Origin of the sequence: Desulfotruncus alcoholivorax DSM 16058 (genome assembly GCF_000430885.1) — a bacterium.
GTDB classification, from domain to species: domain Bacteria; phylum Bacillota; class Desulfotomaculia; order Desulfotomaculales; family Desulfallaceae; genus Desulfotruncus; species Desulfotruncus alcoholivorax.
In genome coordinates, this window is sequence record NZ_AUMW01000019.1 from 25,273 (window position 1) to 40,339 (window position 15,067).

General features: G+C 56.6%; 12 protein-coding genes. 1 reads left to right on the top strand and 11 read right to left on the bottom strand.

The annotated features are described in order from the left end of the window. Positions 1–17 precede the first annotated feature (17 nt). From H569_RS0110430 to H569_RS20045, 8 genes are all read right to left on the bottom strand, one after another. The gene (locus H569_RS0110430; RefSeq protein ID WP_027364956.1) at positions 18–1,004 is read right to left on the bottom strand and encodes an ROK family protein; all 987 of its coding nucleotides are present in this window, start codon (positions 1,002–1,004) and stop codon (positions 18–20) included. Positions 1,005–1,008: 4 nt separating this feature from the next. Further along, complete coding sequence (locus tag H569_RS0110435; protein WP_027364957.1) at positions 1,009–1,818, bottom strand: Cof-type HAD-IIB family hydrolase; 810 nt, start codon at positions 1,816–1,818, stop codon at positions 1,009–1,011. Between the two features lie 31 nt (positions 1,819–1,849). Further along, positions 1,850–3,703, bottom strand: a complete 1,854-nt coding sequence (gene uvrC, locus H569_RS0110440) for an excinuclease ABC subunit UvrC (RefSeq protein ID WP_027364958.1) — start codon at positions 3,701–3,703, stop codon at positions 1,850–1,852. Further along, positions 3,699–6,512, bottom strand: coding sequence for an excinuclease ABC subunit UvrA (gene uvrA, locus H569_RS20035; protein WP_034630253.1), 2,814 nt, complete (start codon positions 6,510–6,512; stop codon positions 3,699–3,701). The genes uvrC and uvrA overlap by 5 nt, the downstream gene beginning before the upstream one ends. Before the next feature lie 182 nt (positions 6,513–6,694). Next, positions 6,695–8,722 (bottom strand): excinuclease ABC subunit UvrB, encoded by a 2,028-nt coding sequence (gene uvrB / locus H569_RS0110450; RefSeq protein WP_027364959.1) that lies wholly within the window; start codon positions 8,720–8,722, stop codon positions 6,695–6,697. Positions 8,723–8,913: 191 nt separating this feature from the next. Continuing rightward, positions 8,914–10,404: an S-layer homology domain-containing protein gene (locus tag H569_RS0110455; protein ID WP_027364960.1), complete on the bottom strand. Its 1,491-nt coding sequence runs from the start codon at positions 10,402–10,404 to the stop codon at positions 8,914–8,916. A 446-nt stretch (positions 10,405–10,850) separates the two neighbouring features. Next, positions 10,851–11,351: a hypothetical protein gene (locus H569_RS22530; RefSeq protein WP_157833512.1), complete on the bottom strand. Its 501-nt coding sequence runs from the start codon at positions 11,349–11,351 to the stop codon at positions 10,851–10,853. Positions 11,352–11,363: 12 nt separating this feature from the next. Further along, complete coding sequence (locus tag H569_RS20045; protein ID WP_034630255.1) at positions 11,364–12,386, bottom strand: sugar ABC transporter substrate-binding protein; 1,023 nt, start codon at positions 12,384–12,386, stop codon at positions 11,364–11,366. Between the two features lie 271 nt (positions 12,387–12,657). Between H569_RS20045 and H569_RS20050 the strand changes: the two genes are divergently transcribed. After that, a complete protein-coding gene (locus H569_RS20050; RefSeq protein WP_034630258.1) occupies positions 12,658–12,963 on the top strand; it encodes a DUF2508 family protein in 306 nt (101 codons plus the stop codon). Here H569_RS20050 and H569_RS0110470 read toward each other — a convergent pair whose 3' ends face one another. Genes H569_RS0110470 through H569_RS0110480 form a run of 3 tightly spaced genes read right to left on the bottom strand, consistent with a single transcriptional unit; the run spans position 12,964 to position 14,920 of the window. After that, entirely contained in the window at positions 12,964–13,539 is a 576-nt protein-coding gene (locus H569_RS0110470; protein ID WP_027364961.1) for a uracil-DNA glycosylase, read from the bottom strand. Between the two features lie 11 nt (positions 13,540–13,550). Further along, positions 13,551–14,363, bottom strand: coding sequence for an SIR2 family protein (locus H569_RS20055; RefSeq protein WP_051273577.1), 813 nt, complete (start codon positions 14,361–14,363; stop codon positions 13,551–13,553). After that, positions 14,357–14,920 carry a non-canonical purine NTP pyrophosphatase gene (locus H569_RS0110480; RefSeq protein WP_027364962.1) on the bottom strand — a complete coding sequence of 188 codons (564 nt, stop codon included), beginning with the start codon at positions 14,918–14,920 and terminating at the stop codon, positions 14,357–14,359. Before H569_RS0110480 ends, H569_RS20055 begins: the two co-directional genes overlap by 7 nt. Positions 14,921–15,067: the final 147 nt, after the last annotated feature.

The window sequence follows — 15,067 nt, forward strand, 5'->3', positions numbered from 1 at the left end:
AAAAAACCGGTTGATGTTTATAAATCATCAGCCGGTTTTTTAATATTATTTTGGGCAGCCAAGGCCAGGGCGCCCATGACCCCTGCCTCCCCGCCCAGGGCGGCGCGAACAATGGCCACCCCCTGCAGGGCCGGGCCAAGAGCGCGGCGGCGGGTTTCATCCAGCATGGCTTCCCAGAGAATCCGGCCGGACTGCATCACGCCGCCCCCCAAAACGACCGCCGAGGGGTTGAGCAGGTTGATGATGCCCGCCACCGCCACACCAAGGTACCGCCCGGCGTCGCGCATAATCATAATTGCCTCCCCGTCGCCACGAGAGGCGGCTGCAGCGACAGCCCGGGCGGACACCCCGTCCTTATGCCCTCCCGCCTCGGATAAAATGCCCAGGCCGCGCCCCTCTTCAATTAAAGCCTTCGCGCGGTTGGCTATGGCCGTCCCGGAGGCCACCGCTTCCAGGCAGCCGGAATTACCGCAGCCGCACAGCGGGCCATCCTCAGCCACAGTTAAATGGCCGATTTCCCCGGCCCCGCCGGAAAAACCGTGGTAGATCTTCCCGCCCAGGATCAGCCCGCCGCCCACCCCGGTGCTGACGGTGATATATACCAGATTATCCGCCCCCCGCCCGGCACCGTAAACACACTCGCCCAGCGCGGCTAAATTGGCGTCGTTATCAACAAAAACAGGCAGGTTAAGCCGCCTGCCCAGTATTTCACCCAGGGGCACATTCCGCCACCCCAGATTGGGGGCCAAATAGACCAGCCCCACCCGGGGATCAAGCGGCCCGGGGGCCCCGACTCCGACCGCCGCCACATTTTCAGCCGTTATCCCGGCTTGCTGCAAAGCCAGCTCAACCGACCGCACAATCTCATTGACAACATGGTCCAGACCCAGGTCCGCCCCGGTCGGCACCTTAACTCTGCCGAGCACGCCGCCCCGGCAATCTGCCGCCGCAGTTAGAATTTTCGTTCCGCCCAGGTCGACGCCCACCACATATTTGCAGCTCAAACGATCACCCCAAAATAAACTTCTCAACCACTTCAGCCACTCCGCACTCTTCGTTGGAGCAGCAGACGTAATCCGCCCGCTCCTTAATTTCCGGCCGCGCATTGCCCACAACCACGCCCAGGCCGGCGTAATCAATCATTTCCACATCGTTGTAGCTGTCCCCGACGGCGATAATTTCCTCCCGCCCGACCCCGTAGCGGCCGGCAATGGAGGCCAGGGCATCGCCCTTGTTGGCCAGGGGGTGGGAAAATTCCAAAAAGTGGGGCTTGGATTTGGTGATGTGCAGCCTGTCGCCCAAAACCGGGCGTACCGCCTGCGCCAGTTCATCCAGTTGTGCCTCTTGGGCCACCACCAGCACCTTGGTGGGTTCCCGGCGGCGTTTTTCCAGAAAAGCTGTCAGGTCACCCACCGCCTCAACCGGAATCCTGGACATGGCGCCGTATTGCTCGCTTTCCCTGGTGTGTTCGGCGACATAAAGGTTGTCGTCAAGATAAATATTAATATGATAACCGAACGGCTTGACCAGCGCAATCACTTCCAGCGCCTCTTCCAGGGGAACCGGGCGGTGGAACAGGGTTTCGCCCGTAACGGCATGGCGCACCAACGCCCCCTGGTAGGTGATCAGGTAATCGTCCACCCCCAATTCCCGGGCAAAGGGAACAGCGGACCGGAACATCCGCCCGGTGGCCAGCGTTACCCGCACCCCCGCCTGCCTGGCCGCCTCAATGGCCGCGCGGGACCGCTCCGGCACCTTCAGCCGTGCGTCCAAAAGCGTATCGTCCAGATCCAAAGCCAGCAACTTATACCTGCTCAAATTAAATACCCCCGTGAATTAAGTAGTAGCTTTATTCACTGAAAAAGTCATACACGGCGCGGGCCGCCCGGCTGTTCATGCCGGGGACGGCGGCCAGCTCCTCCGGCGTGGCCTCCTTGATTTTTTCAATCGTCCCAAAGCGCATCAACAGTTCCCTGCGCCTGACCGGCCCGATCCCCTCAATTTCTTCCAGCATGGATTTCAGGTTGCGCTTGCCGCGCAGCTGCCGGTGATAAGTAACAGCAAACCGGTGCGCCTCGTCCCGGAGCCGCTGCATCAGCTGCAGCGCCGGTGAATCCGGGGCAAGCCTGACGGGGTCCGGCCGGCCGGGTAGGAAAATCAGCTCCTCTTCCTTGGCCAGGCCGCAAACCGGAATGCCGGCCAACCCCTGCTCCTCCAGCACCGCCAGTGCCGAGGAGAGCTGGCCCTTACCGCCGTCAACCACCAGCAAATCGGGCAGGCGGTGGAATTTGGCCTTCCTGCCGGACAGCCGGCCGGTATTGATCAGTTCCCTTTCCTCGCGGCCGCGGGCCAGGCGCCTGCCCAGCGCCTCCCGCATGGAGGCAAAGTCATCCGGCCCGGCAACGGTTTTAATCTTAAACCTCCGGTACTGGTGCGGCGCCGGTTTCCCTTCCTCAAACACCACCATGGAAGCCACGGATTCCGCACCCTGGGTATTGGATATATCAAAGCATTCCAGCCTGTTGGGCGGCGCCTCCAGCCCAAGGGCGGCGGCCAATTCCCCCAGGGCTTTTTGTGCATCCTCCCTGCGGGCGGCCCGGTCCGACCGGACTTCTTCCAGGACCAGCAAAGCGTTCCTGCCCACCAGGTCCACCAGCTGCTTCTTTTCCCCCCGCAATGGTTTGGTAATGTGCACCCTGGCGCCGCGCTTCTCGGTCAGCCAGCGTTCCAGTACCTCCGTTTCAGTGGTTGTGATTTCCTCCACCAGTATCTCCCGGGGGATAAATTCAGCCCGCAGGTAATACTGCTTGATAAAGGCGGTAATCACCTCGCCCCTGCTCATCATCCCGGTACCGTCCAGAATAAACCGCTCGCGCCCGATCAATTTGCCGCCGCGCACAAAGAAAATCATCACGCAGCACTCGTCCTCACCCCGGGCCATCGCCACAACATCGCGGTCTTCCCGGTCGGCATACACCACCTTTTGCCTTTCAATTACTTTTTCCACCGCCCGGAGCTGGTCCCTTAATTCCGCAGCCCGCTCAAATTCCAGGTTGCCGGCGGCGCTTTCCATCCGTGCCCGCAGGGCCTTGACCAGTTCCTCCTGCTTGCCCTCCAGGAACAGCAGCACCCCGTCCACAACTTTACGGTACTCCTCCGGTGTCACCAGACCGCAGCACGGCCCCAGGCATCTTTTAATGTGCTGGTTCAGGCAGGGCCTGCTCCTGGGCAGCAGAGACTTTTGCTTGCAGGTGCGGAGGGGAAACATGCGTTTTAACAGGCGCAGCGTTTCGTGCACCGCCCCGACCTGGGTATAGGGCCCGAAATAGCGCGAGCCGTCCTTGACCACCCGGCGCGTGATAAAAACCCGGGGGAACTTTTCACCCATCGTCACCTTGAGGTAAGGGTAGCTTTTATCGTCCTTTAAAAACACATTATACCGGGGGCGGTGCTCCTTAATCAAATTGGCTTCAAGAATCAGCGCCTCAACCTCGGAATCGGTGCTGATGTACTCAAAATCCCTGGCCCGGTCCATCATCGCCTTAACTTTGGGATCCCGCGCCGCAGACGCGCCGAAATAAGACCGCACCCTGTTCTTTAGCGATACGGCCTTGCCGACATAAATAATCTGTCCTTCCCCATCCCGGAATAAATAAACCCCCGGCTTTTCCGGCAGCTTACCCAACTTTTCCCTCACATTAATCCCCCCTGAGGGACCGGAGGAAGAGGGCGGTGTGGGAGACGGGGGACCGGGCGACCTCTTCGGGGGTGCCGGTGGCCAGCACCTCGCCGCCCCTGGCGCCGCCTTCCGGGCCCAGGTCGATGATATAATCGGCGGTTTTAATCACGTCCAGGTTGTGCTCGATTACCAGCACGGTATCTCCGGCGTCCACCAGCCGGTGCAGCACGTCCAGCAGGCGGTGAATATCCGCAATGTGCAGCCCGGTGGTGGGCTCGTCCAAGATATACATAGTTTTGCCGTTGGAACGCCTGGACAGCTCCGTGGCCAGCTTAACCCGCTGCGCTTCGCCCCCCGATAATTCAGGCGCGGGCTGGCCCAGCCTGATGTACCCGAGCCCGACGTCATACAGCGTCTGCAGCTTGCGCTGTATTTTGGGCAGGTTTTTGAAAAACTCCAGCGCTTGCTCCACCGTCATATCCAGCACGTCGGAAATGCTTTTGCCCTTGTACTTGATCTCCAGCGTTTCCCGGTTATAGCGCTTGCCCTTGCAAACCTCGCACGGGACATAAACGTCCGGCAGAAAATGCATCTCAATCTTAATGATGCCGTCACCGTGGCAGGCTTCGCAACGCCCGCCTTTGACATTAAAGCTGAACCGGCCTGGACGGTAGCCCCGGGCCCGGGCCTCGGGCAGCTGGGTGAACAGGTCCCGGATATCAGTGAAGACCCCGGTATAAGTGGCCGGGTTGGACCGCGGCGTGCGCCCGATGGGCGACTGGTTCACGTCAATCACCTTGTCCAGGTATTCCAGGCCGCGGATTTCGCGGCAGGCGCCGGGCTTGGTCCTGGCCCGGTTCAGCTCCTGGGCCAGTTTCTTATACAATATTTCGTTCACCAGGGTGCTTTTACCCGAACCGGAAACCCCGGTTACACAAATAAACAGTCCCAGGGGAAAGTCCACGTCGATATTTTTTAAATTATGTTCCGCAGCGCCCACCACGGTAACCACTTTGCCGTTCGGCCGGCGGCGCGCCGGCGGCACCGGAATTTTCTTCTTCCCGCTGAGGTACTGGCCGGTGATGGATTCGGGAACGGCCATAATATCCTCCACCGTGCCGCTGGCCACCACGCGGCCGCCGTGCACCCCCGCGCCGGGTCCGATATCGATCACATGGTCGGCCTTTAAGATAGTTTCTTCATCATGCTCCACCACGATCAAGGTGTTGCCCAGATCCCTCAGCCGCTCCAGCGTCTCCAGCAGGCGGCGGTTGTCCCGCTGGTGCAGCCCGATGCTGGGCTCGTCCAGAATGTACAGCACCCCCACCAGGCCGCTGCCGATCTGGGTGGCCAGGCGAATCCGCTGGGCCTCGCCCCCGGAAAGCGTTCCCGCAGCCCGGTCCAGCGTCAGGTAGTCCAAACCCACGTTCACCAGGAACCCCAGCCGGGCGTCTATTTCCTTCAGCACCTGCCAGGCAATCACCCGCTCCCGCTCGTTTAAATCCAAACCTTCCAGGAACTGCTTCGCCTCCAGCACCGATAAAGAGGTCACCTCATTGATCGAACGGCCCCCGATCTTCACCGCCAGCGCTTCAGGCTTGAGCCTGGCTCCACGGCAGGCCGGGCACGGGCGGGTGCTCATGTATTGTTCTATTTCCTCCCGCATATAGTCTGAATTTGTCTCCCGGTATCGCCTGCTCAGGTTATTAATCACACCCTCAAAGGGCACCCGGTAGGTGTGCCTGTTTCCATAGCTGTCCATAAGATTGACATTGATGATTTCCCGGCCGGTGCCGTAAAGCAGCTTGTCCAGGTGAGCGGGATCCATATCCCGCACCGGCGTATCCAGGTCGAACCCGTAATGGCCGGCAACGGCCTCCAGGTAACGCATGCCATTCAGGCTTTTAAGCCACGGCTCGATGGCGCCCTGGCGCACCGTCATGCTTTTGTCGGGAATGACCAGTTCGGGGTCCAGCTCCATTTTAAAACCAAGGCCCGTGCACTCCGGGCAGGCCCCGAAGGGACTGTTGAAGGAGAACAGCCTGGGCGCAATTTCAGTTATGCTGATGCCGCAATCAACGCAGGCGAAATTTTCACTGTAAACAATCTCCTCGCCGCCGGCCACCGCGGCAATAGCCACACCGCCCCCGTGTTTCAGCGCGGTTTCCAGTGAATCGGCCATCCGCTTGGCCGACCCCGGTCGGATCACAATCCGGTCGACCACAATTTCAATGGTGTGCTTTTTATTTTTGTCCAGCTTGATTTCTTCGTTGATGTCCAGAATTTCACCGTCCACCCGAACGCGGACGAAGCCCTCGCGGCGGATTTCCTCCACCAGCTTCACATGCTCGCCCTTTTTGCCCCGCACAACCGGGGCCAGCAACTGCAGACGCGCGCCTTCCGGCAGTTCCAGCAGCTGGTCCACGATTTGCTGCACTGTTTGGCGGGTGATGGGCCTGCCGCACTGCGGGCAGTGGGGCCGCCCCACCCTGGCAAACAGCAGGCGCAGGTAATCATATATCTCGGTAACCGTACCAACGGTGGAGCGGGGATTGTGGCTGGTTGTTTTTTGATCGATGGAAATGGCCGGGGACAGGCCCTCGATGTAATCCACGTCGGGCTTGTTCATCTGGCCTAGAAACTGGCGGGCATAAGCAGAAAGAGACTCCACGTAACGGCGCTGGCCCTCGGCGTAAATTGTGTCGAAGGCCAGGGAAGACTTGCCCGAACCGGAAAGCCCGGTAATAACAACCAGCTTGTCCCGGGGGATCTCCACGTTAATGTTTTTAAGGTTGTGGGCCCGGGCGCCCCTGACCACAATTTTGTCCTGCATTATTTCCTCCCAAAATCAAATAGGTTATCCCTGCCAAACATTCGTTCTATTTCAATATACCACATATTATTGTTAAATTAAATCTATTTTATTTGGTCAAATCGTTGTAGAGGCGGACGACCCTGTCCAACCGCCCCAGCCCCCCCTTTTTCTCTTTACTATATCAGAGGGAAAATTTGGAATCAATATGCGGTTTCGGGGACGGCGGGGGTGATGTGTTTGTCGCGGCCGCGGAGTTCCAGGCGCAGCTCGATGATGGCGTCCCTGAGCCGGGCGGCCTGTTCGAATTCCAGCCGGCGGGCGGCGTCCTGCATTTCTTTTTCCAGCCGGGCCAGCATTTGCTTGATTTCTTTCTTGGTCAGCCTGCCCTTTTTGTCCCCGGCCTCGTAAATGGCCGGTGTTTCCGCCACTTTGGTGGCTTCAATCACCTCGTGCACCGCCTTGCGGATGGTCTGCGGGGTGATGCCGTGCTCCAGGTTGAACGCGGTTTGAATTTTGCGGCGGCGCTCGGTTTCTTCGATGGCCCTGGCCATGGAATCGGTTATTTTATCGGCGTAAAGAATCACCCGCCCGTTGACGTTCCGGGCGGCCCGGCCGATGGTCTGGATCAGCGAGCGCTCGGAGCGCAGGTAGCCTTCCTTGTCGGCGTCCAGGATGGCCACCAGGCTCACCTCGGGCAGGTCCAGGCCCTCCCGCAGCAGGTTGATCCCCACCAGCACGTCAAAAGTGCCCAGCCGCAGGTCCCGGATAATTTCCATCCGCTCGATGGTGTGCACTTCCGAGTGCATATAGCGGACCTTAATGCCGGTTTCACGCAAATAATCTGTAAGGTCCTCGGCCATTTTCTTGGTCAGTGTGGTGATCAGCACCCTTTCTTTCCTGGCCACCCGGTTGTATATTTCACCGATCAGGTCATCAATCTGACCCCTGGTAGGCCGCACGGACAGTTCCGGGTCGACCAGCCCGGTGGGCCGGATGATCTGCTCCACTACCCGGTCGCTCAGTTCCAATTCGTAGGGCCCCGGGGTGGCGCTGGCGTAGATCACCTGGCCCAGGTGCCGCTCAAACTCTTCAAACGTCAGCGGCCTGTTGTCGAAGGCCGAGGGCAGGCGAAAGCCGTGCTCCACCAGCGACTCTTTGCGGGAGCGGTCCCCGTTGTACATGGCCCGCACCTGGGGTATAGTGACATGGGATTCGTCAATTACCATTAAAAAGTCGTCCGGAAAATAGTCCAGCAGCGTGTAAGGCGGCTCGCCCGGCCGGCGCCCGGTAAGGTGCCGGGAATAGTTTTCAATACCGCTGCAGAACCCCATCTCCTGCATCATTTCAAGATCATACCGGGTGCGCTGCTCCAGCCGCTGGGCCTCCAGCAGCTTATCCCGCTGCCGCAGCTCGTACAGCCGCTCCTCCAGTTCTTCCTCTATTTTGCTGATGGCCCCCAGCATCCGCTCCCGGGTGGTGGCGTAGTGGGAGGCGGGGAAAATGGACACGTGCTGCCGCTCACCGGTAATTTCACCGGTCAGCACGTCAAATTCCAGCAGCCGCTCCACCTCGTCGCCAAAAAAATCCACCCGGACGGCCCGTTCCGAGTTGCCCGCCGGAAATATCTCCAGCACGTCGCCCCGCACCCGGAACTTGCCCCGGGTAAAGTTCATGTCGTTGCGCTCGTACTGGATGTCCACCAGGCGCCGCAGTACCGCGTCGCGGTCGTACTCACCCCCCCGGCGCAGCGAAAGCACCAGGGTGCTGTACTGCTCGGGGTCGCCCAAACCGTAAATACAGGAAACACTGGCCACGATGATCACGTCCCGCCGCTCAAACAGCGCGCAGGTGGCCGAGTGGCGCAGTTTATCTATTTCATCGTTGATGGAAGAATCCTTTTCGATGTAGGTGTCGGTGTGGGGGATGTAGGCCTCGGGTTGATAGTAGTCATAATAGCTGACAAAATACTCCACCGCGTTGTCCGGGAAAAACTCCTTAAACTCGCTGCACAGCTGTGCCGCCAGCGTCTTATTGTGGGCCAGCACCAGCGTCGGCCGCTGCACCCGCTGGATCACTTGGGCTATGGTGTAGGTCTTGCCGCTGCCGGTGACACCCAGCAGGGTCTGGTGCTTCAGCCCGTCCTCGAGACCCTCAACCAGTTGATCTATTGCCTTGGGCTGATCGCCCCTGGGCTCGTAATCGGACTTAAGTTTAAATTTATGCTCCATACTCGCTCACCCCGGCTAAATTATATCACACCGAGCAATGGTAAAAAAACGCACCAATCCAGTCCCTTCCAAGCTCGATTTCCATTACTGTTCAGGTATTCAGAATTCAGGAGTCAGAATTCAGAATAATTTGAGACGATAAACCGTTCTCCCATCCTGACTCCTGACTCCTGAGTAATTACTTATTTCCCTTATATACTCCCTTTTGTTTTCATTAACAAGTATACCGCCCGGGCCGCGTCAGCGCGGGAAAACAGCTTTGTTGGCCGCATATATCCGGGTTCCGTAACCTGCAGCAAACCCTGCTGCATTGCAACCAGAATGTATGGACAGGCCCATTCATTAATAGCAGCATAGTCGTTCTTAAAATAAGCTTTGCAATAAGCCGAAGCCTTGGCCGGGTCGGGCAATTCCGCCCCGGTGGCTCTCGCCAGTACAATCCCCGCCTGCTCCCGGGTCATTGGTGCATCCGGGCGGAATTCCAGCCCTCCGTTCTTTCCTGGAAAACCGGAAAATAACCCGTTGCGGGCAGCGGTTTCTATGGGCATCCGCTCAAAAAGGCTCATTTTGGACAGGTCGGTAAAAGTGGGCATAACAAGTGCATCCCCTATGTTACCGGGAAGATGGAGCGCCTTCACGACCAGACCGGCCATTTCCCTCCTCGTGATGGGTGTTTCTGCATTATTATTGTCAATTAACCCAAAATAACCTTGTTTGACCCGGTTGCCATTGGGATATACCGCCAAGGGTTCCATAACCCCCTTTGCCCACAGTGCCAGCACATAGGGACGGCTCCAGGCAACAGGTGATTTCTTCCCGGCCTGCGGGTAAAAATCCGTAAAGTCGCCTGTTTTCTTCACCACGACATAGGCACCAAAAACTGCATTTTTAACTTTAACCGTAATGGTATTGGATTTGGTGTCAACCACTCCTCCTAAATTTTGAACCAGCGGAAATGAAAACCCGTTTGAAATATAAGACGGTTCCAGTCGCAGCACGGTAAGCAGGTAGGAATCCGTACCGCTTACCTGCGGGTCATATTCAAAAGTAAGTTCCGCTTCGCCGTTGATAGTGCAATTGGTGCTGTAATCCGCGGTAAAGGTAAAAATGTTACTGATATAATTTGCATCGGAAGAAGGCTTGAAGGAGGGAGCAGCCACAGAAAATTTGACTTTTTGGTAAGGCGCCGCTTTCCCGTTAAACATAACGGCATTTTGTTTAGGCAGGCTTACCTGAAGAGCACCGTCAAACAATTTTAATTTTTTGCCTGCCAGGGTTAGATCATTGATTACATAATTTATTCCCGGGACATTGCCGCCCAAATAATTTATTTCATACTTTTCCGTGACTTTTTTATTATTGGCGGTATCGGTGGCGACAACCTGAATGGTATTCTTTCCGGTCTTCAACTCCAGACCATAAACGTCCCACCCGCCCCCTGCTTCATCCGCTTCTTTACCGTTTACGGTAACCTTGTCCGCTCTTGAATTGGTGAATACAGTAACATCGACGATGTTGGACAATGACGTCTCGCTCACCCGCTTCAATCCCGAACCATCATCAAAATAAACCGTTTTAATACTGACATCCGCCGCCTCAGCTTCCAAAACAAAGGCAAAACCGGCAATTGTCAAAAGTATGACCATAAGTATGCCTTTAATCAATGATTGTCTTTTTTTCATACCCGTATATATCCAAAACCTCCTACTACTACAGCGCGCTACGCCACGGGAACGGTTCCATCGTCTTCCCTTCGGCCCTTCGCTTCGCATCGGGGACGCTCGAACCGTCCCCATGGCTCCGCTACCTTTAATTTACGCTGTAGTACTACTGTATTTTCTGTCAATATTCATTAAGTAAGCCGTAATTCCCTGCCTGGATTTTTTTAAACGGCTAATTTAGGGATAAATAAAAACCCCCCATCGTAAATGATAAGGGGCTGAATCTTTCCAGTTCGCCTATGCCAAAAAACTTTTACATTATCTCCAGATAACCAACAGCCGGCTCAGGGGCGGGCGGACAGGGTCGTCCGCCCTACGACAACCCCTTTTTCATCTTTTGGCCGGCGCCGCGTCAGCGGCAGGGGCGTCTAAATTCAAAATTAACTTTATTGCCCCTGCTGCTGTCCCTACCGGCCGGCGCCGCCGGTGCCGCCTGCGCCGCCTTTGCCACCCTTGCCCTCCTGCTGACCCTGTCCCCGGCCGCCCGTTGATTCAATCTTCTGCACTTCACCGTCAATCTGCACTTCCATGGTTTTACCTTCCATGGTGGTAATTTTCAGCATGGTTTTCTTCTGGCCGCCCTCCTGTCCACCTTGTTGGCCCTGCCCGCTTTGTTGACCTTGCTGACCCTGCCGGCTTTGATCACCCTTGCCTCCACCGTCCTGATCGCCGCCCCGGGTCCCCTGCCGGCCGCCTTGCTGCCGACCTCCCGCTTCCTTCAATTTCTTCCAGCGTTCTTGCAGCAAATAAGCGTTTTGGGAGGTTATCAGGCGGGCGGGCACTATCCTGGCCGGGACACTGTAATCACCGTTATTTACTCGCGCGCTGTACTGCCAGTGCCCGGTTTGGGCCAGATCCACAGCGGCTTCCAGGGCAAACAGCCCCAGCATTTCCGGCTGCACGTCCACTTCGGCGTCGTGCTAGCCTTTTACCAGGGCCTGGGAGGCTTTTTCATCGGCGCCCACGCCCACGGTAAGCACATTTTTATCAAACCCGCCCATTTTCAGATAATCCACCGCCGCCATCGCCAGGCCGCTGTCGTTGGCCAATATGGCGTCCACCTTTTCATTCCTGCTCTTCAGCTTGGCCAGGGTGGCCGGCACAGAAGCCGGATCCCAGAGCGGGTGATCGTAAACGCCTATAATGTTAATATCCTTTTGCCCCTGCAGTGCCGCTTCCAGTGCAGCGGTAATTTCCCGGGCTGCCTGGTCCCGCGGGTCACCCCTGAGGATTAAAACATTCAGGGGCCGGTGGCCGGGCAGCTGGGCAACCACGGTGTAATCCACCGCGCCGGTTATTTGGCCACTGGTACCACCGGCACCACCGGGTGACGTACTTGAAGCGCCGGCTGCCGACCCTTGCGTCCCGCCCCCGGGGCTGCTGCCTTGGGAGCCGCCCTGCTGCCCGCCGCCCCCCTGTCCCGGCGTGCCGGTGGGGGGAGGTACCGGTTCTTTTCGGGCTTCCTGCGCCCGCTGCAGCGCTTCCGTTAAAAACCGGGCCTGCAGGCGGCCCACCAGGTCATGGTCGGAAGCAATGTACCCGTCCACCGGAGTGTTAACCGGCAGGTTCTCCAGCACCACCACCTTGATGCCCCGCCTGGCCAACTGTTCCACCATGGCCGGCGCAGCTGCGGGGTCCACCGGCTGGAAAACAACTGCCTTTAATTTCTTGCCGGCCAGCTGCTGCAGCTGTTTTTGCTGTTTGGCCGGGTCATTGCCCGCATCCAGCCAGGTAATCTCAGCATTCACCTTTTTCTTACTGCCGTCCACCGTCTTTTTAATTGTTTTATTTCCGTCCCGGTTCAAATCAGCCAGTGCAAACCCTATTTTAACCGGCCGTTCCGCAGGTTTGCGCAGCGGCTCACGTTTGCCGCAGCCGGATGCCGCCAACAGCAACATCAAAACTGAAACCAGTGCAATTACAACCGGTCTTATCTTATTCATCAAACCACCCCCGGGCAGTTTAGCATTTCGTAAAACCATGTCTTAATTATGCTTTGCCCCGGGCATTATCTTTATTCCAAATAAATAACGTTACTCAGGAGTCAGAAATCAGAAGTCAGAAATCAGAAGTCAGAATGAGAGAACCGGTGAAAACATTTTCTCGGGGCATTTTAGAATTCTGACTACTGACTACTGAATTCTGAATTCCTGAATCTGGCAGATAATGGCATAAAAACTCCGGCCGGCGCATAACATTAATTGAGGTGATTTGATGAATACGAGATACCTTGAAAATTTTTTAATTTGGTTGTCACCGCTGGCCAAGCAACCACCAAAGCTGCTGGATGCCGTCAATGAAGCCAAAAGGACCTGGAAACAGGCCCTAATGGATTTTAACCATATTACCGACAGGGATCTGATAGATTTCGCCATCCTCAACATTAAAGCTTCGGAACGACGCTACATGGCCCTGGTGAGAAAGGCCAAAGAAGAAGGCGTATGCGCCTGGCCGGAGCATGTTTGCGCTGCCGGGCCGGCTCAAAATGAAGCTGGAAACCGGAGGGCGCCGGCCGGTTAGCTAAATGCCCAGTTCGTCCATTTTGGCCCTGATCGATTTCAGGTCGGCCCAGGCCCCGGCCTTGCGCGATTCGTCACGCAAAAGGGCGGCGGGATGATAAGTGGCGGTAATCCAGTAGCCTTTGCGCTCCGTCCAGCTGCCCCGCACCCTGGTGATCCGCTCTTCCGGCCCGATAATATGGCGTACCGCCGTGGCACCAAGGCATACGATGATCCGGGGCCGCACGATATCCACCTGCGCCCGCAGGAAGGGCAGGCATTTTTCGCCTTCTTCCATGGTGGGGGTACGGTTGCCCGGCGGGCGGCATTTGACGATGTTGCAAATCATGGCGTTTTTCTCCCGGTCCAGGCCAATGGCCGCCAGCATCCGGTCCAGCAGTTGACCCGCCGGGCCGACAAACGGGCGCCCCTGCAGGTCTTCCTGCTCCCCCGGCCCTTCGCCCACAAACATAACCCGGGATTCCAGCACTCCCTCGCCGAACACCACATTGGTGCGCCGGGCGGCCAGCGGGCAGGCCCGGCAGCGCAGGCAAACCTGCTTGACTTCGTTCCATCTGGAGAGCTTGCCAGTATCCATTTAATTCTCTCCTAATCTCGCAGCACGCGGTCCCGCAGATCCTCCATAAAAGCGGTAAAGTCCGCGCAAAAATTATCGGAATCAAGGCAGATAATTTTCATGCCCTTTTTCCCGTATACCGTATCAAACACGTAATTCGGCTTCATGGTCACCATATAAGCCTTGCAGTTCTCCTGCATCACCCGGAACAATTTGCTCCACATGTACCGGATATTCAGGTCCCTGAAGCTGTACCCCAGAAAAAGCACCGTCTTGCCCAGCAGGTCCGAGCGCAATTTAATATCCAGCGGCCCGTCCATATCCAACCGGTTATGATAGTCGGTCTCGCTGATGACCAGGGTTTCATCAAGGTCCAGGGTGCCGTGAAATTTGACTATCTGGGTCACATTATCCGGCGCCTCCAAAATGTCATCCAGGGTGGCAATGGTATAATGAGGCTCCTTGTGATAACGGAAGGCCATTTCAATCATTTCGTCAAAATTTGTGGTATATATTTTGGGAAATTTCATGTCGATAAGGCATTTGTGCGCCACCGAGGCTCCGATATCCACCTCAATGGAGCGCAAATTGCGGTCAATTATTTTGCTGATCCGGTTTTTGCTGCCCCCGTGGCAGATGATATGGTACTCGGCTATCTGCAGAAAATCACCGTGCAGCGCCAAAATATCGGGGTCGATATCCAGATCCTCGGCCACTTTGGCCATTAAAACATCCCACTCCGGCAAACCAAGGTTGCGTGACAGCCCGGCGCCGACAAAGGGAATAATTTTTTTGCCCCTGATATCGTGGGCCAGTTCATCAACAAGTTTATCGTAGCTTACCATAACTTCACCGCCTGACGGGCCAGAAATTTTTTGAACTGCTGAGCCGCCCGGGCGCGGGCTGAAATTTTATTCTTTTCTTCCACCGGCAGGGCGGCAAGAGATGTGTCATACCCATCCGGGGTAAAAAGGCACTCCCAGGTATCGGTTGGACCTTGGGGCTCTCCTGCTATTTGCCCCTGTAGTTCGGCTTCAAAAATATGTATCCGCCTGCTGCAGCAGTAGCCGATAATAGTGCGGGCCACGGCCTTGCGGTTGGTTTCACACTGCATTAAGCGCAAAAACCCCTCAACCCCCAGCCGGCTCCAAATCTCAGGGGTCATGCCGCCGGGCAAATCATTGTAGACCTGGATGCTAAGGCCGGTGTGATCAACAAACAAAGGCGCCCTTTTTTCCGAAAAAGCAATCAGCACTTTGCTCCGCACAATTTCCCGCTGGTCGTCCCCCTGCGGTTCACGCATATTGAGCCGGACCGGGATAAACTTGAACGGATCCAGCAGCAGCTCATATTCATTAATTTTTTGCTGGTTTTTGGTCACAAAACGCATTGGTTTATTCAAAATTCTCACCTGTCATCAATTAGAATTCAGCAGTCAGTAGTCAGAATTCCAAAATGCCCCGGGAAAATGTTCCCGCCGGTTCCCCCATGCCGGCTTCCGACTCCTGACTTCCGACTACTGACCCCTGAGTAGCTACAATCTTATTTT